We start from the raw sequence: 22,341 nt of genomic DNA, 5'->3' as shown, positions 1-22,341 counted from the left end.
CTGAAATCAGAAATTGAGCTTGCGCGGTCTACGGCCTGTCTGAGCGCATCCGCGCGAACGCGGATATTTGTTTGCTGGCGTTGATTCGGCACTGCGTGATGTCGCAACTGAACCGCCCCGGCTTTGAGGAGGCTCTTTTCTCTGAGAGGATTGAGCTATGAAGAAGTCGAACAAGTTCTCACCCGAGGTTCGCGAACGCGCTGTTCGTATGGTGCGCGAGCACCGAGGCGACTACCCGTCGTTGTGGGCTGCCATCGAATCCCTGGCGCCCAAGATTGGCTGCGTGCCGCAGACCTTGCATGAATGGGTCAAACGCGACCAGATCGACACTGGTGTGCGCGATGGCATCACCACCTCCGAACGCGAGCAGATGAAGGCGCTGGAGCGCGAGGTCAAAGAGCTGCGCAAAGCCAATGAGATTCTCAAGCTCGCGAGCGCTTTATTGCTGTTGCGAACTCGAGCGACCTGACATCCGTTAAACGGCATCATCGCTGTCATCGCAGGGATGGTCAGGCAAGCTCCAATCTATAGATCGCAGTGCAAGTTCGGTACTCAGTACTTATCAAGACTCCTGACGCAGGCCAGGAAAATCTTCCTCGTGGAATTCCTGATCGCCGCGATTGCCCGTGGTAGCGCGGGTCGTTTCTTGTGCCCGCAGTTGCACGCGACGAATCTTCCCAGAGATGGTTTTGGGCAGCTCGGTCACGAACTCGATGCGTCGCACGCGCTTGTAGGGGGCGAGTCGGCGTCTGGCAAAGGCCATGATGTCCTGTGCCATGGCGGCGTCCGCCGCACGGCCCGGTGCGAGCATCAAGTAAGCCTTGGGAACGGCGAGGCGCACCGGGTCGGGACTCGGCACGACGGCCACTTCCGCCACGGCCTCATGCTCCATCAGAGCGCTTTCCAGCTCGAAGGGGCTGATACGGTAGTCGGATGCCTTGAACACATCATCTGAGCGGCCGACGAAGGTGAAATAGCCATCTGCATCGCGAGCGGCTGTGTCGCCCGTATGGTAGTAGCCGTCCCGCGTGGCCTCTGCGTTCTTCTCTGCGCTGTCGAGGTAGCCGGCCATCAGGCCCGTCGGCCGCTCGTGTAGATCGATGCAGACCTCCCCCTCGTCAGCCTCTTGGCCATCGGGGTCGAGCAGAACGATGCGGTAACCAGGCAGCGGTTTGCCCATGGAGCCGGCCTTGACCGGCAAAGAGGGTGAATTGCCGACCTGGGCGGTCGTTTCAGTCTGCCCGTAGCCGTCGCGCAGCCTAAGGCCCCAGGCCGTCTGTACCTGCTCGATGATCTCGGGGTTTAGCGGTTCGCCAGCGCCCACGACCGAATGCAGCTTCAGCCGGGGTCGCCATTCGGCGAGGTTTTCCTGGATAAGCATGCGCCACACGGTAGGCGGCGCACACAGGCTAGTGACTTCGCATTTGGCCAGCGTCTGAAGCAACGCTAGTGCCGAAAAGCGCGGTGTGTTATGGATAAAGACACAGGCGCCGGCGTTCCAGGGCGCAAATAAGCAGCTCCAGGCATGCTTGGCCCAGCCGGGTGAGGAGATGTTCAGGTGCACGTCGCCCGGTTGCAGCCCGAGCCAGTACATTGTAGAGAGGTGGCCTACGGGATAGCTCTCGTGCGTGTGCAATACCAGCTTCGGCTTGGAAGTGGTACCGGAAGTGAAATACAACAGCAGCGGGTCGACGGCCAGCGTGCGCGCTTCGGGCTCGAAGTGTTCGGGCGCGCCATACGATGCCGCATACTCGATCCAGCCCGGCTGTGGTGCGCCGACGCAGATTCTGGTGTAGTCACCGGGCAGGTCCTTGAACTTCGCAGCGTGCGTATCGCCAGTCACTACGTGGCGTACGTCACCGCGGTGAAGCCTGTCCTGCAGATCCTCGGCGGTGAGCAAGGCCGTGGCAGGAATGATGACCGCGCCGAGTTTCATGGTGGCCAGCATCGTTTCCCACAAGGCCGGCTCGTTACCCAGCATCAGCAGGACGCGATCGCTGCGACGCACGCCTTGCGCTTTCAGAAAGTTCGCCACCTGCGACGAGCGCGCGGATACCTGCGCATAGCTGAAGCGATGCTCACTGCCGTCGACTTCGACGATCCACAAGGCAGGCGCATGGTTGCCTTTGGCCAGAGCGTCGAAGTGGTCGATGGCCCAGTTGAACTCTGTCATGCGGGGCCAGCGGAACCGCTCGGTCGCCGCGGCATGGTCATCGCGCAGTTGCAGGAGCAGGTCGCGTGCCTGACGGAAGGGGTATGAGTGTTGTGTCATCTTGATCTCAAGGCCAGCAAATAGAAACGGTCCACCTCGCCGATCCCCCGACTTCGGGGCGATCTTGCACTGGCGTATGCGGATTCGCGGAGGCATTACCGGCGACGAGAAATCGCCTCGGAAGGGAGGGCCAAGCGTAGGGTTTAACCTCCTCGGACACCAGCGCCTGACCGTTGAAGCCTTCTTGGCGCGAAGTGCCCGCAAGGGATGGACCAGAGGAGCGACCGCCGAACAGCACTGCGGCGTCGTCGGCCGCTCACTTGAGCACGCCCTGCTTCTTGATTACCGTGACAGCGAACTGGATGTGCTGCGCAAGCATGCGCTCAGCCCTTTCGGTATTGCGCTCAAGCGCTGCCTCGTAAATTTGGCGGTGCTCGTCGTGGACGCTTGCCGGGACATTGGTGGTCACTGCCGATAGCCGGCGGTAACGCTCGGCCTGCTGATACAGCAATGCTTGAAAGCGCAGAATCCAAGGTGAAGGGCAGGCGGAAGTAAGCGCTTCATGGAAGGCGCGGTTGCGCTCCTCCCATTCGTTGAACACGCCACTGACGTCGGAAGCCAGCCGTTCCTCGGCGCGCGAGAGCCGGTGGTAGGCACTCACAACGCGCGCTTCCCACGCATCGTCGCCATACTGGATCGAGTCGCGGAAGGCCACGCATTCGAGCAGCGTTCGCGTCCGCGTGAGGTCTTCAATGTCGGCCAGTGACATGGGTGCCACACGGAAGCCGCGCTGCGAGTGCGGCACGACCAGCGAATCCGCTACGAGCAGGGCGAGCGCCTCGCGCAGCGTGCCCGCGCCCACCTGATATTCACTCTTCAAGTGCTCCACACGCAGGCGTTCACCGGGCGCGTGCCGGCCGCCGATGATGTCGGTCCGCAACTGCCGATACGTCGCCTCGATGAGCGACCGCGGCGCGGGCTCGCTGTCATCTGGCGTCGGGACGCGGTGGGCATGGCCGTTGGATAAAGAGTGCTGATTTTCCATGAGCGCCTGTACACGATCTCCTGATCACGGTCGATAGCGTCGGCCGTGCTTGGCGCACTAATTTCACGTGGGCCGCGCCAACCTGACTTTCCTAAAGCGCGCTCCAACACGTGGGTGACGTGCGCGTCGCGCGATCCATTTTTTTTTAAAGCGAGAGCCTCACCATATGCCTTTGGGGAAGTGACCCGGCAACGTCCTCCACTTCCCGACGATTCGCAAGAAGTACGCCCGGTGCGGAACACCGTCTACCGCTGTGGGCCTGTACACGCACGCTCAGGATCATGGAAGAAATTCTATGAACTACTTCTGCACCCTTCGTTTTCTTCTAATTTCACGTTTTCACGCTAGTGCCGAGCTAGTGATGCGGCGCTCTGTGCCATTTGCATGATCGAAAGCGTACCAGTAAACATATCGATATTTATAGGGGTTTGCACTTATTTTAAGTAATAACCGATTTTATCAATAATCTCGATATTCTATGGAGATGTTTGATGACTACTATTTCCCCCGAAATCGGCCAATCCATTGTGGCGAGCGGCATCCGAACGAACTACCACGACCTCGGGCAAGGCTCGCCGGTGGTGCTCATTCACGGGTCTGGCCCGGGCGTGAGCGGCTGGGCCAACTGGCGACTTGCGCTTCCGAAGCTGGCTGAACGGCGTCGCGCGCTAGCACTTGACATGGCTGGGTTCGGTTACAGCGACCCCAGTCTGGACGGCAGCTATTCGCTGAACCTATGGGTTCAGCAGACAGTAGGGTTCCTCGACGCTCTCGACCTGAAGCAAGTCGACCTGGTTGGCAACTCCTTCGGTGGTGCAATCGCGCTGGCGCTCGCAATTCGCTACCCCGAACGCGTGCGCAGGATGGTTCTCATGGGCGCGGCTGGCCTCAAATTCGAACTGACGCCGGCGCTGGACGCGGTCTGGGGCTACACGCCATCGGTCGAAAATATGAAAGCTGTCATGGCGTGGTTCGCCTACGACGACTCGCTCATGAGCGACGATCTCGCGCGCATGCGATACGAAGCGAGCGTGCGCAAAGGCGTGCAAGAAGCGTATGCAGCGATGTTTCCCGCGCCGCGGCAGCGCTGGATTGAGGCGCTGGCGAGCCCCGAGGACAGCATCCGCGCGCTGCTCCACGAAACATTGGTGATTCATGGCCGCGAAGATCGTGTCGTGCCGGTAGCCAATTCGATGCGGTTGTCGCAGATGATCCCGCGCGCCCAGCTCCACGTGTTCGGCCAGTGCGGCCACTGGACGCAAATCGAGCATGGTGGCCGCTTCGTGCGATTGGTGAACGACTTTTTGGCAGAAGCGGATGTCGCCTGAGGCTGCGCACCGGCTGACCCCAGCCAAGACGGCTGCCGTAAGAGAGCTGCTTGGCTGCGGACATTGCCGACCACGAGACGCCGCCGGCCTCATGCATGGCAACGCCGTCTCTCGGCTGCACGGCGCGGCAGCTTACTGACCCTCAACCTAGAAAGAGAATCATGAACAACGTGGAACATGCGGCGCAAGCGCTGCGCCAGGCGCGGCGCGACCGGGAGACCATCGGCTCGATCTCGGCCAGCCACGGCATCGCCGGCCTCGATGCCGCCTATCAGGTGGCGGAGGTCAACGTGCGCGCGCGTCTGGACGAACCGGGCCGCCGCGTCGTCGGCAAGAAAGTGGGACTGACGTCCAAGTCTGTCCAGCAGCAGCTGGGCGTCGACCAGCCGGACTTCGGCGTGCTGTTCGACGACATGGAATTTCTCGACGGCGACGCGGTGCCCATGAGCCGCCTGATCCAGCCCAAGGTGGAGGCCGAGGTGGCTTTCGTCGTGGGACGCGAGCTCACAGGGGCCGCGCCGACCTGGTCCGAATTCCTCTGCGCCATCGCCTACGCGCTACCGGCCCTGGAAATCGTCGACAGCGCCATCACCGAGTGGAAGATCAGCCTGGTCGACACCGTGGCCGATAACGCCTCGTCGGCCCTATACGTGCTGGGCCAGCAGCCGGTCGCCGTCGGCCAGCTTGCGCTCGGCGAACTGGGCATGCAGATGACGGTGAACGGCGCGGTGGCTTCGGTGGGCACTGGCGCGGCCTGCCTGGGCCACCCGCTGCGCGCCGCCTATTGGCTGGCCCGCACCATGGCCGCGCGCGGCAAACCGTTGCAAGCCGGCGAGGTGATCCTGTCGGGCGCGCTCGGGCCGATGGTGGCGCTGAAGGCCGGCGACGTGGTGCAGGCGCGCATCGGCGAATTGGGCAGCGTCGGCTGCCGTATGACCTGAAGGAGAGAAGCACATGACCCGGAAACTCAAGGCCGCCATCATCGGCAGCGGCAACATCGGCACGGATTTGATGATCAAGATCCTGCGCCACGGCAAGCACATCGAGATGGCTGCGATGGTGGGGATCGACCCGGCCTCCGACGGCCTGGCCCGCGCCGAGCGCCTGGGAGTGGCCACCACCCATGAAGGCGCGCAGGGGCTGCTGCGCATGCCGGTTTTCGCCGATATCGACGTGGTGTTCGACGCCACCAGCGCCGCTGCCCATGTCAAGAACGAGGCGCTGCTGCGCGCGGCCAAGCCTAGCATTCGCATGATCGACCTCACGCCTGCGGCCATCGGCCCGTACTGTGTGCCGGTGGTCAACGGCGAGGCGCACCTGAATGCGCTCAATGTCAACATGGTCACCTGCGGCGGCCAAGCCACCATCCCCATGGTGGCGGCCGTGAGCCGCGTGGCCAAGGTTCACTACGGAGAGATCGTCGCCTCGATCGCCAGCAAGTCGGCCGGCCCCGGAACCCGCGCGAACATCGACGAGTTCACGGAGACCACCTCGCGGGCGATTGAGACCGTGGGCGGTGCTGCCAAGGGCAAGGCCATCATAGTGATGAATCCGGCCGAGCCGCCACTGATCATGCGCGACACCATCTTCGTGCTAAGCGAAACGGCCTCCCAAGATGCCATCGCTGGGTCCATCGAGCGCATGGTCAAAGAGGTGCAAGCCTATGTGCCTGGCTATCGCCTCAAGCAGCAAGTGCAGTTTGACCGCATCGACGTGCCGATCCGCATCCCCGGTGTTGGCGATCGGATGAGCGGCCTCAAGACCTCCGTGTTCCTAGAGGTTGAGGGTGCAGGGAATTACCTGCCGGCCTACGCCGGCAATCTCGACATCATGACCAGCGCGGCGCTGGCCACTGCCGAGCGGATTGCTGCCAGCCTGCACAGGCGCGCGGCCATGACGGCATGACCGGAAGGAGGACACTAATGAACGGCAAGAAGATCTACATCTCGGACGTGACACTGCGCGACGGCTGCCACGCCATTCGCCATCAGTACAGCGTAACAAATGTGCGAGAAATCGCGAAGGCGCTCGATGAAGCAGGCGTCGACTCGATCGAAGTCGCCCACGGCGACGGCCTGCAGGGCGGAAGCTTCAACTACGGCTTCGGCGCCCACACCGACCTGGAGTGGATCGAGGCGGTGGCGAGCACCGTGGAGCGCGCGAAGATCGCCACGCTGCTGCTGCCGGGCATCGGCACCGTGCACGACTTGAAGGCGGCCTACGATGCGGGCGCGCGCGTCGTGAGAGTGGCCACGCACTGCACCGAAGCCGATATCTCCCGGCAGCACATTGAATACGCGCGCCACTTGGGCATGGACACGGTGGGCTTTCTCATGATGAGCCACATGACTGAGCCCCGGGCGCTAGCACAGCAGGCTAAGCTGATGGAAGGCTATGGCGCAACCTGCATATATGTCGTGGACTCAGGCGGCGCGCTGAGCATGTCCGAAGTGCGCGAGCGATTCCGCGCGCTCAAGGAAGTACTTGACCCCGAAACCGAGACGGGCATACATGCTCACCACAACCTGAGCCTGGGCGTGGCCAACAGCATTGTCGCGGTAGAGGAAGGCTGCGATCGTGTTGATGCCAGCTTGGCCGGGATGGGCGCGGGCGCCGGCAACGCGCCGTTAGAGGTCTTCATTGCCGCCGCCACCCGCCTTGGGTGGAAGCACGGCTGCGACGTGATGCAGCTGATGGACGCGGCCGAAGACATCGTGCGTCCCCTGCAGGATCGGCCTGTGCGGGTTGACCGCGAAACGCTAGCCCTTGGGTATGCCGGCGTCTACAGCTCGTTCCTGCGCCACAGCGAGGCGGCGGCGAAGAAATACGGCTTGAAAACTGTCGACATCCTGGTGGAGCTGGGCCGGCGCCGTATGGTCGGTGGCCAGGAAGACATGATCGTCGACGTTGCGCTGGACTTGCTCAGAAGCCGAGAGCTCGCAAGAGCCTCCTGAGCCACGCGAGATGGGTGCCATCAAGGTAGCTGTGCACGCCTTGCTCCATGGCACCTGTGCAGGCCGCGTCGATGAACCGGTGTGGATAGCGCCGCGCCAGGTTGACGATGCCCCGGAGCTTGCGCTGGCCCACCCGCCCTTCGATAGCAAACAGCATCTCGCACAGCCGTGCCGCCTGAGGGCCGATGGAGCGGGCCTGGTTGAGGATGAAGCGGGTCTCGCGTGAGGGGTTGAACACGCGCTCTGCCATGGGCAACACCACCGTGCCGGGCCGATCCACCCGGGCATGCGTGCGCAGCAAGGCCTGGGTGCGCAAGTCCCGAACCTCGATGCGCCGCTCGAAGATCCGCACCAGCACCTTGGCGCCAATGGCTGCTGGGCGCGCGGCGTAGCTGCTGTGCTCGATGCGCACGCAGCTGTCATCGCAGACCGTGCGCTGGACCTCGGTGAAGTACGACATGGCGGTGATCGGCAGCGGCTGCAGGTGCGCGCGCTCCTCCTCGAACATGGCCTGCACCTGGCGGCGTTCGGCACCGTGGATGCGAGAGGCTGCCCACTTCACTTCCCAGTGTTCCAGGAAGGCGTTGTGCTCCTCGATGCTCTCAAAGCGCCGGCCCTTGAGCGCGGTGGCCTGGGTGTGGCCGATGGCGTGCTCTACCGTCCCTTTGCGATTGGGGTCTCGCACCCGGGCTGGGTCGGCCACCACCTCGTAGTGGGCCAGCGTGGCGGCGTAGACCGCATTGAGGGCGGGCTCGTACAGGTCGGGCTTCAAGACGCCCTCCTTGAGGTTGTCCAGCACGACATACCGGGCAGACCCACCGAAGTACGCCCAGGCCTGCTCGTGCAGCTCGGCCCAGACCTGCTGACCAGACTTCCAGACCACACGGCGAAAGCTGCGCCGCGAGTAACGCAGCGTGGCCACGAACAGGCGGGGTTTGCGCCAGCGCTCGGTGCCGGGCACCCGGGTGGGTGCGCCCTCGCCGTAGTCGACCTGCATCTCCTCACCTGGGGCAAATGAGAGGCGATCGAACTGCTCGGGCTCCTTGTGGCGCAGTTGTGCCGCGAAGCGTTTGACGCAGTTGTAGGCACCATCGAAGCCGTGCAGGTCGACCAGGTCCTGGTAGATGGCGGTGGCGTTGCGGCCCAGGCGCAACTGGGCGTCGATGAAAGCGCGGTGTGGCTCGCACTTGGATGTGGTCACCGGCACAGGCACCGCCAGGCCAGTCGGTGGCCAGGGTGGAGCAGTTTGCCCTGGAGAGTCGGTGGCCACCCCGGGGCAGTTTGCCGGGTCGGCGGCAAAGCGCTGCTGATACGAGCGGATGGTGTGGCGCGAGATACCGGTGATGCGCTCGATCTCGCGCTGCGTAGCGCCGCCCTTGAGCAGCGTCCAGATGGTGGTTTGTAGATGTGGCTTCAAGACGTTCAACCTCGGGCTCCCTCGGGATAAGGGAGCAGAAAGTAACGTCCTGCCTGTCGGGCCTCACGGCGCCCGACGCACCAGGCTCAGTGCGTCAGATCAACGTGGCCAGGGTGGAGCAGTTTGGGTGGCCATAAGTGGAGATGGCATGGTCCGCCCACCTACAGCGCTGCTGCTGAATGAGGCTGTCATCGGTTGACGGTGGGGCCTCGCAGAAACGGCATCAGAGTGCCAAAGTGGAGGTTCTTACAACCACTTGATCTGGAGGCCCCGCCATGCAATCTACTGCAAATCTGCCCGTCATTGGTCTGGATCTGGCCAAGTCAGTCTTCCAGCTGCACATCGTCGATATGCACACTGGTGAAATCCAGCGCCGCCAGATCAAGCGCGCCAAACTCACCGAGTTCTTCGCCAAGTGCCAGCGTAGCTTGGTTGCGATGGAGGCCTGCGGCACGTCTCATCATTGGGCGCGGGTGATCAGCTGCTTGGGGCATCAGGTCAAACTGCTGCCTGCCCAGCACGTCAAGGCCTTCTTATTGCGCGACAAGACCGACGCCATGGACGCGCAAGCGATCTGGGTGGCCGCTCAACAGCCGCACATCAAGCCCGTGCCGGTCAAGACGGAGCGCCAGCAGACTTGCATGGCGCTGCACGGCATGCGTCGCCAGCTCATGAAGATGCGCATCATGCAAACCAATGCACTGCGCGGCATCCTGGCCGAGTTCGGCATCGCTTTACCGGTGGGGCACAACCAGTTACTGAAGACAATTCAGAGCGAGCTGGCCCGGGCGCAGCAGGCTGATCGGCTGACCGCCGATCTGGTGCTCAGCGTGCAGGAGCAACTCAAACGCATTGACGCCTTGCAAGAAGACATCGACCATCTTGGTCAGCGGCTGCGTGCCATGATCCGCGAGGATCGTCAGATGCAGGCGATCCAGCACATCCCAGGCATTGGGGACTTGACGGCCTCGGCGCTGGTGGCGGCCGTCGGCGACTTCTCGACTTTCAAATCCGGGCGCCAGTTTGCATCGTGGGTGGGCTTGACACCGCGGCAGGTGGGCACCGGGGGCAAGACGCAGCAACTGGGTATCTCCAAGCGGGGTGACACCTACCTGCGCACCCTGCTGATTGCCGGGGCCAGAGCCGTGGTTGCCAGGGCAGAGCGATCAAGCTGGATCACCCGACTACTGGAGCGACGTCACTACAACGTGGTCGTGGTGGCGTTGGCCAACAAGATGGCGCGCACCGCTTGGGCGGTCCTGGCCAAAGGCGCAGCCTTTGACCAGGTGAGGTGGAATCCGCTGGAGCCGGTGAGCGCGAGCTGATCACCAACAAATGCTGACCAACAGCACAACGGCGAGCCGTTAACACCGTTTGAAGGAGAGCCTGCAAGAAGCGCAGTGATGGAACGAAGGTCAAACCGGGTTGGGGGCATTCCGACAAAGTGTCAGTACGTTAAGTACCAAGTGGAGATGGGAACCCCAGCCGCGAATAGCCATCATGGGCAGCAGTACCCACTGCAAAAACAGTCCGAATGTAAGGCTGCAAACCTTTCAAGCCCTCACGACGCAAAAACTTGCTCTCCTTGGGCGGAGCATGTAAGCACTTTGGGTGGCCGCCGGGGAACAAGATCGAATCGGGGTGAAGCTTGATCTCGGGGTGGGCGATACGTTTGCGCTGCAGGCACAGGCGCTGGGCGGCGGCGCTGCCATAGCCAGACGGGCAGGCGTTGCGCTGTAGTTCCCGGCTGATGGTGGCCGGGGAGCGGCGCAGTTGCCGGGCGATCGCTCGTACGCTGTGGTTTTGCTGCTTCAGGCTGGCAATGGTGACGCGATCTTCAGGCTGAAGTTGCTGGCAGTGCGAAGAGGTGGCTTGCATCTGCAGACCTTACAGGTGGCAGGTGTTGCACTTCACTTTTGAATCCGCCCATTTATCAATGCAGCCTTCGTAACGCAGCCCGTTGACATTTCGCGCCGTGCACTGGAACACAGGCACTTTGCGGCTTGGAAGCACCACAACCGCATTATTGGTAACGGCGAAATCGTGATTGTGATTGTGATTGCGATTGGCGTGGCCAACCCCAAGGCTGAAGCAGAAAGGCTGTCCCCTAACTTCGCAGAGACCCATACAAGCCATGAAAGAGTGGCACCACTCATACCCGCATTTGTTTAATAAGCGGCCTTATGATCGTCCGGGATGCGAGACATAGACATGTTAGTGAGCTAACAAAGAAAAGCAATGGAATTTACTGCGGCGCTTTTAGTGATATTTTTAGAGCTATCGGTTTGGAATCTCTATCAAGATGTTTATGAAGCAGGCGTTTCCGAAGCGAATGTGCTAGTCAATAAGTTGTATGACTTTCCTCTAAAATTAGAGTGAAGATCGCACTCCAAATGGGAGCAGGCGCCAATCCGCAGCCTCCAGAAAAAGGGAAGAAGAGGGGACTCATTGATGATGATGAAGCCAATTTAAGAAACTCCGTTCACGATCCAGCGAGACCTTAGCTGTATGCCCATAGTCGTTGGCAGACGGTTGGGTAGGTGTGAGAAGCCCGTATGGCGGCAAATTTGGGCACTATTCTGGTTGCTGAGTTTCAGGGCGGCCCCTCGCAGCCTAAAGGTACAGGGAGGGAAGAGTGAAGGAAAGTTTTGCGCTCTGGGGTGCACTCGCAAACCTGAAGCATGGGTTGATCTAGGACGATGCAAGCGCCACGAGGCAATCTGCCTTCCGAAAACCCACTCCATTTTGGTATATTCGTATTACATGACCTCCCTAGCTGCGCAATCGCATTTTGTTTGTCAAAACAGCGGAGTGCGATTATCATGCCAACACATAAGGTGAAAACCGGGGAAATTCGATATGGGTATGGGAACTGTAATCGTCAAAGCGAATGAACCTCCGCGGCCCACGGCTCTTGAGTTACTTGAGCAATGGTTGTCACACTCGGCTGCAAAGACGAGAGATCCAATCTCGGCCGAGAGCGAGCCGTTCTATCGTCACTTCTGGAGCACCTGGATGACGTACCTGCTCAATCGGAAAAAGGAGGACGGAGTTTCGGTTGCCCCCATTGAGTGGCACCAAGTGACTGCGGTTGATGTGGTCCAGTTTCTCCGCACCGGGCTGGAGGCCAGAAAAGAAACCGAAGGGGTCAGCGACATCACGCGCCGACGCTACTGGCGGTTATTGCAGCGCATTTATTCATTTGCGGCTGAACGTGGGTGGGTAGTAGAAAATCCAGTTCTTGACGTGGAACGGGAGGACACTCCATCGTCAGAAGATCCACTTGGAGCGATCATGCTGGAGCCTCTGTGGCATTCCGCGCTCCAGATCGTCAATGAACTTGATGCCTCGGATCCTGTGCTCGCGCGCAACAAGGCATTGCTGCTGCTATTGTTTCAGTATGGGATTACTCCGCAGGAAGCGCGCCTTTTGACCATCGGGGCTGTCACGCGCATCGCCAATCCAAGCTCGCGGCGCTTTGGGAAAGTCGCGACCGTGCAACTCGACGGCCCAGGCCCAAATCAGCGCAGGCGTCTGGTTCTGACGACGCAAGTCGCTGACGCCCTCGATTCTTGGTTGAACATCCGCCCAAGCTTTCCCAAGGCCCAGACCCACGCCATCCTCTTTTGCACCGCCAGGAATCCCACGATGAGCGCGGACAACCTGTTTGCTCTGGTGAAGGCGATCATGAAGCAAGCGGCGGCAGTTTCAGGGACGGCCATGCCCGTACGCATGGGGCCGCAAGTTGTTCGCAATACTCGGTTGGTGAGATGGTTGGAGGAGGGCGTTCCCGCCGCCGAAGTAGCGATGCGCGCTGGTCTCAAGAACATCAAGGGGCTTCACCACCTGCGGACGCATCTCAACCCCGAGATCCGTTTGACGCTGCGCAATATGCGCGACGACGCTCCAGTGCAGATGCAACTACCTCTTAGGCTCATGGCCTAAGGACTGCGCCGCTTCAAGCGAGCGCGCTCGGGTTCTGGCCAGCGGCGACACATTTCCTGGCCTCACGCACACCCATCTTCAGGACTTGGCGAATGCGCTTCAACTGCGCTTCTCGTGGCTTGGCCTTGCCTGTTTCCCAGCGGTACACCGACAGCGGAGACGCTGTAAGAAGGACGCCCATTTCTGTCTGCGTCATGCCCAAGGCCGCACGCTTGGCCAGCAAAACCTCATGACGAAAGACAAAGGGGCGTCCCCCGCGCCGTGCGGCCGGTGGCGTTTTTGTCGCAGGCTGCTCTGGCATCGCACGCTCGACCCCTTTGGATAGGGAGCGTACTTGAACGAGGAGGGCTCGGATGTCCTTCCTCAGCGCGGAGATTTCGGCTCGCTGAGCTGCGCCGGACTTGCGCAAAGAGGCCAGGTCCGCTTTGACTTCACGGCGTGCCAAGCGCACCACTTCCGATCTAAATGCTTCGGAGAACGCTGTCATCTGCTGATGTCCTGTGTTGCACGCGCCTGTAGGCGCGAGATGCCGGCGTAAGGGTGACGCAGGATCCGCTCACCCGATCCCTATGCGTTCTTCTGGGCCTTGCGCTTGGCGGCTTTGGGATCGACCACCGCCTTGAACTTCGCGCCAGCAACAAACTTTGGCACAGTCGTTGCCGGGATTTTCAGAGTGGCGCCAGTCGCAGGATTCTTGCCCACGCGCGCAGCGCGCTTGGATGCCTTGAAGGTGCCAAATCCCACCAGCTGGACGGCATCGCCTTTTTTTACGGCTGTTTGAATGGTCTCGATGAGCGTGTCGAGAACCGCGCTCGCGGCGACTTTGGTAAGGCTGTTTTTCGCTGCCAGGACTTCGATGATTTCAGAGCGGTTCATTGCAATGGGACTCGGTAAATAGTGCCTGTTTATAGCGCAGACTGATCAGATCGACATCTTGATTTTTCGCACCGCATCAATTCGCGCTTTCGGATCAGCCTTCACATACACGAGCGTAGTGTTGATCGACGAATGTCCGAGAAGCTGCTGAACGACCGGAACGTCTTTGTCCGTCGCGTCCAGCGCGTGGTGGGCAAAGGTGTGCCGAAGCCAATGCGTTGAGGCCTTCAAAAATGGGCCGCTCGGGTCATCGTCCTGGGCCGCGCACTTCTTGAAGAATGCCCGCAAGACGGCATAAATGCCGGAGCCAGAAAGGGCTCCCTTGGCTCGCAATTTGTCTGCACCATCCTGGTCGGCATCCTGGGCGCTGTCTGTCACTTCGGGGCTCCCCGATGCCAGCCGCTGGTAGTGTTGTTTTTCCATATGGGCCCGCCACCGATCATCAATCACTCCGATGAGGGGCATGTCCTCGAACGCAACGTCAAACTGCAGTTTGGGTTTGGTCTTCGCAAGAAGGACACGGTCTTGGCGGTGAATCTCCAGCGCCTCGCGCACCGCCTCAGTGATCGGCACCTTGCGTTTGCGCTTGCCCTTGCCCATCACATCGAGCAACCACTCTTCTGAGGTGGCGCCGTCGATGCGTGCACGTTCCATGGCTGCCCACGTTGCAGTCTCCAATTCCTCGCGCCGCAGTCCGGTTGTCTCCAGCAGACGCAGGATGGCGGCAAGTCGCCTCTTGGCCGGGGAATCCTCCAGCTTTGCAAAGGTCTCGCCGATTACCGCCAAATCATGGTCCGTGAACGAGCGCATGACATCGAGCGTGATGTCCTCCCGCTTGGGGCCAGCCATCCCGAAGGCCGGGTTGCTCGTGATGTAGTTCTTCTCCTTCCAGCTACTGAACATCGCTCCCACAGCAGCGAAGGTCAGGTTCATGCTCTTGTCATTGAGCGGTCCTTTGAGTGGGCGCCAATCCTGCCCCCCTGTGCCGCCCTTTCCGCGCTCAGGCTGCACCCAGTGAGCGGGTGGGTCCCTTAAAAAGGCCTTGAATTCGAGCAAATCAGGCGTGCTGAGTGAAGACAGCGGTACGCGTTTCTCATGGAGCGCCCACCAGACCAGGCGCTCGATCGCGCGCCTGTAGGCGATCTGGGTCGCCTTGGACTTCTCTCGAATCAGATCGAACCACTTCTGGACCGCCTCCACGTCATCATGCGCATCGAAGGAGTTCGGCCCTTGACCTCGGAACCGGCCGTTTTCACCACGCAGATCGTCTGGCCATGGCCGCGCCTTGATAGGCACAAGCCTCGACTGGCTCGCGGGGACGATGGCGCCTTGGCTTCCAATCTCACGCAGTCCTTGGGCGGGTTTGAGATCCCACTTTAGGAGCCAAAGCTCCAGCGCACGGGCACGAGCTGTGCCATAACGCGGAAAGCGGTCAAACCACTTTGGCCCCTGCAAAGATATCCAGTCCGCCAAGTTGCCCAGGCTGATCACACCGGCGCGATTCATCGCTTCGCGCTGGGCTTTGCTCAAGCGAATCCACTGGCCGATGAGGTGCTCGCGTTCGGGCCGCACGCCCAAATTGCGATCGAGCCACTCGATGACATGAAGCAGCGTCTCTGTTCGCACGCTGCAGCTGTCGGAGCGCTGCAGCCCAATGCCATCGCGAGCAGGCAAGATATCGCTCCGTGAAGGATCTATCGCACCCGACTGTGCAATGGCATTGGGCGGATACTCGGCCAGGTACAACTCCAGCAGCTCGGCCTCGCCGAACATGTCCTCATCGAACCGAAGAGCGAATTCCTCCAAGGTGGGAGGGATTTCAGCTAGCTCAGTCGAGGGGGATGAATCAGAGGCGCCCGTGAGCAACTCCACGGACGGGACGATCGCTTCTTTGGGCAAACGGCCTTCGTTCTGGACATAGCGCAGATTTCGAAGCTCCTGGAGCATGGACTTGGCAATGCTTTGATCAGGCAATGCCATCGCACCGTGCTGGATCCGTTGAAGCAACTCGGCGCAGTACGCCTCCAGCGCGATACGCTCTGGCTGGCGGCCTGGCCAGAGCAGATACTGGCGCGAGGCAACTGTCAGATCTACGTCTTGGGCCACCGCCCTGAGAAAAGCGAATTCGTCGGCGGTGATGCGTGTATGAACCACGCGCGTGCGCGCTCCCAGTGGACGGCCGCGCCGGCGCTTGGGCGCACTTGCTTGCGAGGCAACTGGCTCCTCGATGTCGGCAGCGGCGGTAGGGAAGACGGTGCGATTGCTCATAGCGGCCACTCAGTGCAACTTGAAGAGCGCGTTCATTTTTCTTAAAATTGTTCCGTTCTCTGCCCTGTCGTAGCTATAAGACGGAGCAAAAATTCGAACTTTGTGACACTCTTTTGCCTTATTTTTGCTCCCTAGTAGTTCGTTTCATTAAAACGAATACATATTAGGCCACCCCGAGGTCGAATTTGTTCCAACGAAACACTACCGGCGATGCATTGATCTCTGCGATGCCTTTGAGGATGCGTTGCTTTAGATCGTCTTTGGATGTAACCCTGATGTGTCGCAGGAATGTACGCGCCATTTTGGAGAAGGCGCACTCTATCAAGTTGAGCCAAGAGCCATGCTTGGGCGTATGAACATACTCAAAGCGCCCGGGGCGGCTGCTGAGGTAGGCCATGGTCTCCTTGGAGATATGGGCCGAGTGGTTATCCAGCACCACGCGGATGATCGCATCCTCGGGGTAGTGCGCATCGAGTTGTTTGAGCAAACGAATGAATTCGATACTGCGGTGGCGATCCTCGATGTTGGCAAAGATGTGCCCCGAATGCAGGTCGATACCGGCCAGGATGGACACTGTTCCGTGGCGAACGTACTCATAGTCACGCCCGACACTGGCGGCCTTGCCCGGTACCGGCGGCAAATCGGGGGCGGTCAGCCCGATAGCTTGAACACCGGGCTTCTCATCGACGCTGACGGTGTAGATGGGGTTGGGCCTTGCATCGTGAACAGCGCCCTCGGTGTAGAGCGAAACGTCCCGATAAACCATCAGGACTTCCTGCATCTTGCGATCAAAGTCGGGGTCGCGCTTTTCCAGGTAGTAGCGAATTTTGTGCGGCTTGATGTCGTTGTCGTCCAGGATGCGCCAGACGGTGCTCTTGCCCGCATTGGCCAAGCGGGGGAAGCCAGCAGCCTGCGCTCGCTCGCCAACAAACCGCGCCAGCGCCGAGATCGACCACAACTCGGCCGCCAGGCCATGAACCTTGGGCTTGGTACATGCGATGCTGACCACCCACGCCTTGGCTTCGTCGCTGATCTCCGGTTCGTGTGGCCGATGGTACTTATCCTTGAGTCCCATCTGGACACCTGCGGCCAGCGCCTTGTCCACGCACCGGTAGATCATGGGTCGGCTGAACCCAAGCCGGCGCTGAAGTTCCGTGATCGATACACCATCGGCATAGCCCAACATCACCTTGGCACGTTCCACTTCGCGCGCGGGCGCCACCCGCGACGCCGACAGATCCTGCAGTTTGGCCCGTTGCTGTGCGGTCAGAACCAACGGCGGCCGTTCAGATTTTCTCGCCATGATCACCACCTTCATGAGTTGAAGAAGCATGGCGATTATCATCTATTTAGTAACTGTATTGATGGAACGAACTACTAGCTGTCGCATCCCGCACGATCATAAGGCCGCTTGTTAAACAAATGCGGATGCGAATGGTGCCACTCTTTCGTGGCCTGCATCGGTGTCTTGCTCTTCAAGGCTGACTGCGGCAATTGGTGGTTGTACAGCGCCACGTAGCGCAGCAGCGTCTGCTGCGAGTCCTCGCTGCCCGTGAACCGGTCCGTCTTGAGTACATCGGCAATGCGTCCATTGAAATGTTCCACCATCCCGCTGGTCTTGGGCGTTCTGGGCCGAGTCAACCGGTGCTCTATCCCGAACTGCTGGCACAGCTGGTCAAATTCATGGTTGCCACTGGGCGCGCTCTCGCGGTTGGCAAACAAGCGGTCGGTGAACTCCTTGCCGTTGTCGGTCAGCAGCTTTTGGATCTTGATAGGGCACGCCTGGTGCAAGGCCCGCAAGAAGGCTTGGGCACTGACAGCTGTCTTGTTGTCCTTGATGACCACGAACACGCACCGCGTGGCCCGGTCGATGGCGACAAACAGATAGCGACGTTTGATCTCATCCTGCATCTGGGGCAGGTACTTCACGTCAATGTGCAGGTACCCCGGCTCGTAGAGCCTGAAAGCCCTGTGGGGCTCGCTCGGCGTCTTGGGCTTGAGCGCATTCAAGTTACCCACGCGATGGCGGCGCAGGCACCGGTCCAGCCCAGAGCGAGAGACGCTGGGGCAAATGAACTCCCTGGTCACTGCCAACAAGTCGTCAAGCGGCAGCAGCAAGGTGCGGCGCAGATGCACCACGACCGTCTCCTGTGCACTGGTGAGCTGGGTTTGAAGGTGATGTGCTGTGTGCGAGCGGTCAGCAACGCTCGTGCGCTTCTTCCACTTGGCGGCGGTTTGTTCGGTGACGTTAAAGCGCTTGGCGAGCACTGCAGCAGACTCGCTACTGGCGGCCATCTCGGCACGTATGGCGGGGTGGTGCGGGCGTTCTTGTGCAGTGTAATCAGCATGGCTTGAGGCTCCCGGTGGGTTGAAGCGACTCTATCAACTCCCGCAGAACGGCCCTGGCCATGAATAACGGGTAGCGCTTAGAGTCTAGGCAATCGTCCGGGATGCGACACCTATACGACAGTATTCGGCAGAATTTCCGGGCCGAAGCGTTGGATTAGGCCCCCACCACCAGCATGTCCTCCCAGCAGGTCGTATAAGCCGGCGACCTACGCTCCTGCCGCATCGCCCCGCGTGCATGCACACCTGCTACCTGCAGCCCAGCGCCGGCCAACTGCACCGTTCCCCGGCCATACCGCTGATTGAGTTCATCAAGCACCCCCATTCGCCGTTCACGGGAGTCGTCCGAAGTTTCCAGTGGTTCCAGATCGAGCTCACCCTGTCGCAGGCGTGCGCTGTGTAGGTCCAGCAACATGACACTGGCCTTGATGAATTGGTAGCCGGGGCGGTAAATCCTGCGCAGTCCGGTCAATGCCGCTTTGACAATGGGTGCCCGTGTCGCTCGTAGGTCTGTGCGTGCGTACTGTGGGTCCTTGGCGGTAAGGGCTGGTGTGAATGAACACCAGCACATGGGCCGTATGGCTTTGCTGTTTGCGCAGCTTCTGCGCCGCCATGCAGGAAAACGTGGTCACGGCCTGCTCCAGATCCGGGAGCTCATTGACCGGGCGCCCAAACGACCGGCTGCAAGCAATCTCTTTCTTGGGAGCAGGCTGCTCGTCCAGCTCGATACAAGGCATACCCTGCAGTTCACGCACCGTGCGCTCCAGAACGACAGACCAACGCCTGCGCACATTGGCCGGATCTAGGCGTGCCAGATCCAGGACACTCTGGATGCCTGCTTCCTTGAGCTGCACCGAGATCTTGCGTCCTACGCCTGCAGTCTTCCTGCTCCGTCAGACGCACCTACCTGATTTTTACGCATCGGTGTGTCCCAAGTCGAATGCTGGCGCGTCCTACAACAACATCATCAACAAGTTCCTGGAATGGGTGCTGCTGCGTGATTTCAGTGAAACAGCTGACGACGGGCATCCTGTCATCTCGCCGGCATTCCGAAATCCCGTGCCAAAGATGTCTCGACGTGGCCTACCAAGGTTAGACGAGAGCGTTCACTCGCCGCTACCATCGACGAGCAGCGCCAAATGCTTGCCGCATGCCCGAACTTCGCCGATTGGACGTGGGCCCACACCGTCTCAGGGCCCAGGATTGGCATGGGTGGCATCGTTGCGCCAGACTGGTTCCCGGTCACCGAGGATGATATTGACCGCACTGACCCTGATTGCGTCTGGCGCGTGAGGCCGAAGGCCAACGAAAAGCCAGCCGTTCTCGAAATGTGGAGTCCCGTGCGATGGGTGGCGCTCCTCACCAAGCTGATACTGCCGCTGCGGACCATGCAGGTCAGGTTCCTTGACTCTGGTGAAGCGGACACCTGGCGATATACGTCAGGTGCATGGGCGCTGAACACCGGTCCCTTGGCTTCTGGCAGCGAGACACGGCCGTGGCAAAACGGAGTGCTTCGAAGGCAGGCTCTGACGCAGGGCGGCGCCATCGGGTCTGCGCTCTACGTCAACACCAACAAGACGGCGGACCGCTACCTCGCGGGCCCAGTGAAAGGGTACGTCCTGCCGTGGCCGGAGGATGGCCAAGTTCACCAGCAAGCGTTCTATTGGTTGGAGAAACTCCGCAACTGGCAGGAGAAATACAACCCGATTGCTCGCCGCACACCCTGGACGGAGCTCGACGGCCGCCACATTCAGGCCAAGAGCGAAATCCAGCTCGCAAGCTATCCCGACGCCTGCTTCCTTTTCCGATTGGCAGAATCTGCTCGCCCAGATTTGCCGGTTACTGACGCGTTGATGAACCGCGCTTGGTTCTACCTGATGGACGCCCTCGAGACTCGGCTCGCGTTCCGGGGTGACACGCACGCAGATGGCTCGTGTGTTCGCTTGTTGCCCACCCTTTCAGCCGGCGACAAGAGCATCCGCACGCTCTTCCCACTGCACAGCCTGCGCGTGTCGCTCATCACCGCCCTGGCGCTCGAAGGGAACGTGCCCTTTCCCATCCTGCAGAAGCTCGTCGGACACAGCCGCTTGCTGATGAGCCTGTACTACACGAAGCCTGGTGCAACTACATGCGCGAGCAGCTCATCGCTGGGGCGGCTCACCTCGAGGCGAACAAAGAGCGCAGCATCCAGCACTTCCTCTTGGACACTGCCCATGATGCGCTGGTGTCGTCGGCCATCAGTAACTGTCAGACGAGCTTCGCTGCCGCCATTCCCGCACACGTCACGGAGCGGAATCCTGGTGGATGCCCACGCACCACGGGCTCTGCCTTGTTGGAGGGAACACTTGCGAGGTTGAAGGCTATCCCTTGGGCGGCTGTCACAACGGCGGTCCCAACGTCGGCAACTTGTCGATGCCGATCTACGCACCCGTGCCAGGCGGCGTTCGAAATTGCATTCGATGCCGCTGGTTTGTCACCGAGCCACATCACCTGCCGGCGCTGGCCGCGCATTTCAACACCATCGCCTATCGATTCGACGAAGCTCGCAACGCTTGCCTTGCCGACGAGGAGACCTTGCACAGGCTTCGAGTCACGAAGGCCGAAGCTGAGGACGCGCGCGTCCCGTTTGCTCGCATGGCAGCGTTCCGGCAGGCGGAGCGCGTTTGGGAAAGCGCGATGTCGAAGTTCAGCGACCTGGCGGAGGATTTGGTCGCGTGCTATCGACTCATCGAACGCTGCCAGCATGCACTGAACCATGGCGGCAACGCTGGCTCGCAGCTCGTGGCTGCCGGCACACTGGCCGACGTGCAGCTCGCGTTCGAAGAAAAGGACTCTGAGTTGCGCCAACTTTCGGGGGTCTGTGAGAGCGCTGAAATCTACCCCGACCTCGACCCTGGCAAAGCAGTGTTTCGACGCAGCCAACTGCTCGACGCCGCGATGTATCGCGAAGACTTGCCGCCAGTTTTCCTCTAGCTATCGGAGCGTGAACAGTTGCTGCAAGGCAATGCGTTCATGCGCAAGCTCGCGTGCCAGCTTGAGCCGAACGACCCGGTGCTCGGGAACGGGAGGTCATCCGCCTGATGGATGCGGGTGAACGACTCGGTGAGCGCTTGGGCATTGATGTCGGCGCAATGGTCCGTGCCGATCCACGGTTGTCGCACCCCATCCTCACTCTAAGGGTCGAACATGAGTAAAGCGCAGACCGTGCCTGAAATTCATCCTGACGTCGTGCTCGAAGCGCTGCTGGCGAAGGGCGGCCGTTCCCAGCGACTCGGAAACCTTCAGAAGGTGCATGACATCTGTCGGCGCCAACACTCCGGGTCCAAGGACTTCTCCACGTCTGCAATCGGACGCATCTGCGAAGCCGAAGGCGTCTTGAAGGGCCGCGCCCTCTACAACGCAGCCTCGGCTGACTACGTCAGCTTAATCTCGGCCTGGGCGGCATTCCAAGGGGTCGACAAGCCAAGACGACAAGCCGCGCCGAAGCCGGCAGCAGGGACTCGAGCTGCTGATGCGGATTGAAGACCCGGCGGTCCGGTCAATCATGCAGGCGACGATGGTCGAGCGAGACAAGCTGCGAGGGCAGTTGAACCTGCTCAAGTCCCAGACTGTGGTGACCGTGGACCGACGCCCGCTCGCCGCAACAATTGTGCCGAGCGGCGACGGCCATCCCATCGCCGTTCTCACGATGGACGCCCAGCTCACTGAATCCGAGCGGGAGGCACTTCGCCACGCCGTCTCAGCCCCATTTCTGGATGACCAGGGCTGGCGAACGGGTACGCACGGCGAAATCCTTACAGAGAAGGGACGAACGGTGTTCAAGGTTGGCTTCACTCGAGCTATCCGGAAGGTGCTCGGCGAACGCTAACCGCGTCCGAAGCCAACTCAACGTCCGTCCAGACTGCTCATGTTTGATGCGGGCCCGTACCGACCGGACGGCACATTGCTGG

The 22,341-nt window shown here is 60.6% G+C and carries 17 protein-coding genes and 7 pseudogenes; 13 read left to right on the top strand and 11 right to left on the bottom strand.

All coding sequences use genetic code 11. From position 1 onward, the window contains the following. Nucleotides 1-157: 157 nt before the first annotated feature. A pseudogene (locus C6571_RS19125) lies at nucleotides 158-439 on the top strand (transposase); the annotation flags it as partial. Nucleotides 440-562: 123 nt separating this feature from the next. Here C6571_RS19125 and C6571_RS19120 read toward each other — a convergent pair. Next, entirely contained in the window at nucleotides 563-2,272 is a 1,710-nt protein-coding gene (locus C6571_RS19120; protein ID WP_106448486.1) for an AMP-binding protein, read from the bottom strand. 256 nt (nucleotides 2,273-2,528) lie between these two features. Then, entirely contained in the window at nucleotides 2,529-3,257 is a 729-nt protein-coding gene (locus C6571_RS19115) for an FCD domain-containing protein (protein ID WP_106448485.1), read from the bottom strand. Between the two features lie 491 nt (nucleotides 3,258-3,748). Here C6571_RS19115 and C6571_RS19110 point away from each other — a divergent pair, with 491 nt between their 5' ends. The 4 genes from C6571_RS19110 (at nucleotide 3,749) to dmpG (ending at nucleotide 7,539) form a co-directional block, all read left to right on the top strand. Continuing rightward, on the top strand, nucleotides 3,749-4,585 hold the full coding sequence (locus C6571_RS19110; RefSeq protein ID WP_106448484.1) for an alpha/beta fold hydrolase: 837 nt from the start codon (nucleotides 3,749-3,751) through the stop codon (nucleotides 4,583-4,585). A 161-nt stretch (nucleotides 4,586-4,746) separates the two neighbouring features. Next, on the top strand, nucleotides 4,747-5,526 hold the full coding sequence (locus C6571_RS19105; protein WP_106448483.1) for a 2-keto-4-pentenoate hydratase: 780 nt from the start codon (nucleotides 4,747-4,749) through the stop codon (nucleotides 5,524-5,526). Between the two features lie 13 nt (nucleotides 5,527-5,539). Further along, entirely contained in the window at nucleotides 5,540-6,490 is a 951-nt protein-coding gene (locus C6571_RS19100; RefSeq protein ID WP_106448482.1) for an acetaldehyde dehydrogenase (acetylating), read from the top strand. A gap of 17 nt (nucleotides 6,491-6,507) precedes the next feature. Then, the gene (gene dmpG / locus C6571_RS19095) at nucleotides 6,508-7,539 is read left to right on the top strand and encodes a 4-hydroxy-2-oxovalerate aldolase (RefSeq protein WP_106448481.1); all 1,032 of its coding nucleotides are present in this window, start codon (nucleotides 6,508-6,510) and stop codon (nucleotides 7,537-7,539) included. Between the two features lie 25 nt (nucleotides 7,540-7,564). Here dmpG and istA read toward each other — a convergent pair. Beyond that, a pseudogene (gene istA, locus C6571_RS19090) lies at nucleotides 7,565-8,965 on the bottom strand (IS21 family transposase); the annotation flags it as partial. Between the two features lie 266 nt (nucleotides 8,966-9,231). On the opposite strand from istA, the gene C6571_RS19085 reads away from it, so the two are divergent. Next, on the top strand, nucleotides 9,232-10,281 hold the full coding sequence (locus C6571_RS19085) for an IS110 family RNA-guided transposase (RefSeq protein WP_106448480.1): 1,050 nt from the start codon (nucleotides 9,232-9,234) through the stop codon (nucleotides 10,279-10,281). 301 nt (nucleotides 10,282-10,582) lie between these two features. On the opposite strand, the pseudogene C6571_RS20310 reads toward C6571_RS19085, so the two are convergent. Further along, nucleotides 10,583-10,834, bottom strand: a pseudogene (locus tag C6571_RS20310) (helix-turn-helix domain-containing protein); the annotation flags it as partial. Nucleotides 10,835-11,063: 229 nt separating this feature from the next. On the opposite strand from C6571_RS20310, the pseudogene C6571_RS19070 reads away from it, so the two are divergent. From C6571_RS19070 to C6571_RS19065, 3 genes and pseudogenes are all read left to right on the top strand, one after another. Then, a pseudogene (locus C6571_RS19070) lies at nucleotides 11,064-11,165 on the top strand (IS481 family transposase); the annotation flags it as partial. A gap of 29 nt (nucleotides 11,166-11,194) precedes the next feature. Further along, nucleotides 11,195-11,335 (top strand): hypothetical protein, encoded by a 141-nt coding sequence (locus C6571_RS19815; protein ID WP_170094873.1) that lies wholly within the window; start codon nucleotides 11,195-11,197, stop codon nucleotides 11,333-11,335. Nucleotides 11,336-11,971: 636 nt separating this feature from the next. After that, nucleotides 11,972-12,901: a tyrosine-type recombinase/integrase gene (locus C6571_RS19065; protein ID WP_170094871.1), complete on the top strand. Its 930-nt coding sequence runs from the start codon at nucleotides 11,972-11,974 to the stop codon at nucleotides 12,899-12,901. A gap of 13 nt (nucleotides 12,902-12,914) precedes the next feature. On the opposite strand, the gene C6571_RS20110 is transcribed toward C6571_RS19065, so the two are convergent. The 6 genes and pseudogenes from C6571_RS20110 to C6571_RS20105 all read right to left on the bottom strand — a co-directional run bounded on the left by C6571_RS20110 (nucleotide 12,915) and on the right by C6571_RS20105 (nucleotide 18,671). Continuing rightward, entirely contained in the window at nucleotides 12,915-13,202 is a 288-nt protein-coding gene (locus tag C6571_RS20110; RefSeq protein WP_245901619.1) for a helix-turn-helix domain-containing protein, read from the bottom strand. 266 nt (nucleotides 13,203-13,468) lie between these two features. Then, on the bottom strand, nucleotides 13,469-13,777 hold the full coding sequence (locus C6571_RS19055; protein WP_106448477.1) for an HU family DNA-binding protein: 309 nt from the start codon (nucleotides 13,775-13,777) through the stop codon (nucleotides 13,469-13,471). A gap of 45 nt (nucleotides 13,778-13,822) precedes the next feature. Further along, the gene (locus C6571_RS19050) at nucleotides 13,823-16,045 is read right to left on the bottom strand and encodes a site-specific integrase (RefSeq protein WP_106448476.1); all 2,223 of its coding nucleotides are present in this window, start codon (nucleotides 16,043-16,045) and stop codon (nucleotides 13,823-13,825) included. 163 nt (nucleotides 16,046-16,208) lie between these two features. Then, nucleotides 16,209-17,348 (bottom strand): IS630 family transposase, encoded by a 1,140-nt coding sequence (locus C6571_RS19045; protein WP_106448531.1) that lies wholly within the window; start codon nucleotides 17,346-17,348, stop codon nucleotides 16,209-16,211. A 74-nt stretch (nucleotides 17,349-17,422) separates the two neighbouring features. Beyond that, a pseudogene (locus C6571_RS19040) lies at nucleotides 17,423-18,393 on the bottom strand (IS481 family transposase). Between the two features lie 155 nt (nucleotides 18,394-18,548). Then, nucleotides 18,549-18,671 carry a DUF4113 domain-containing protein gene (locus C6571_RS20105; protein WP_245901624.1) on the bottom strand — a complete coding sequence of 41 codons (123 nt, stop codon included), beginning with the start codon at nucleotides 18,669-18,671 and terminating at the stop codon, nucleotides 18,549-18,551. Between C6571_RS20105 and C6571_RS20100 the strand changes: the two genes are divergently transcribed. Then, nucleotides 18,630-18,794, top strand: coding sequence for a hypothetical protein (locus C6571_RS20100; protein WP_245901635.1), 165 nt, complete (start codon nucleotides 18,630-18,632; stop codon nucleotides 18,792-18,794). The genes C6571_RS20105 and C6571_RS20100 overlap by 42 nt on opposite strands. Here C6571_RS20100 and C6571_RS20095 read toward each other — a convergent pair. Next, nucleotides 18,766-19,128 carry a DinB/UmuC family translesion DNA polymerase gene (locus C6571_RS20095; RefSeq protein ID WP_245901622.1) on the bottom strand — a complete coding sequence of 121 codons (363 nt, stop codon included), beginning with the start codon at nucleotides 19,126-19,128 and terminating at the stop codon, nucleotides 18,766-18,768. The two genes, C6571_RS20100 and C6571_RS20095, sit on opposite strands and share 29 nt — an antisense overlap. 94 nt (nucleotides 19,129-19,222) lie before the next feature. Between C6571_RS20095 and C6571_RS20230 the strand changes: the two are divergent. From C6571_RS20230 to gmtX, 3 genes and pseudogenes are all read left to right on the top strand, one after another. Next, nucleotides 19,223-20,748: pseudogene (locus tag C6571_RS20230) on the top strand (integrase family protein). 55 nt (nucleotides 20,749-20,803) lie between these two features. Next, nucleotides 20,804-21,364, top strand: a complete 561-nt coding sequence (locus tag C6571_RS20225; RefSeq protein ID WP_338054318.1) for a hypothetical protein — start codon at nucleotides 20,804-20,806, stop codon at nucleotides 21,362-21,364. A gap of 213 nt (nucleotides 21,365-21,577) precedes the next feature. After that, nucleotides 21,578-22,259 (top strand): annotated as a pseudogene (gene gmtX / locus C6571_RS20305) (gamma-mobile-trio protein GmtX). Nucleotides 22,260-22,341 lie beyond the last annotated feature (82 nt).

This window comes from Simplicispira suum (assembly GCF_003008595.1).
In the GTDB taxonomy this organism is placed as follows: domain Bacteria; phylum Pseudomonadota; class Gammaproteobacteria; order Burkholderiales; family Burkholderiaceae_C; genus Simplicispira; species Simplicispira suum.
The sequence above is the reverse complement of the archived record's forward strand: the minus strand, read 5'-3'. Positions and strand labels throughout refer to the sequence as shown.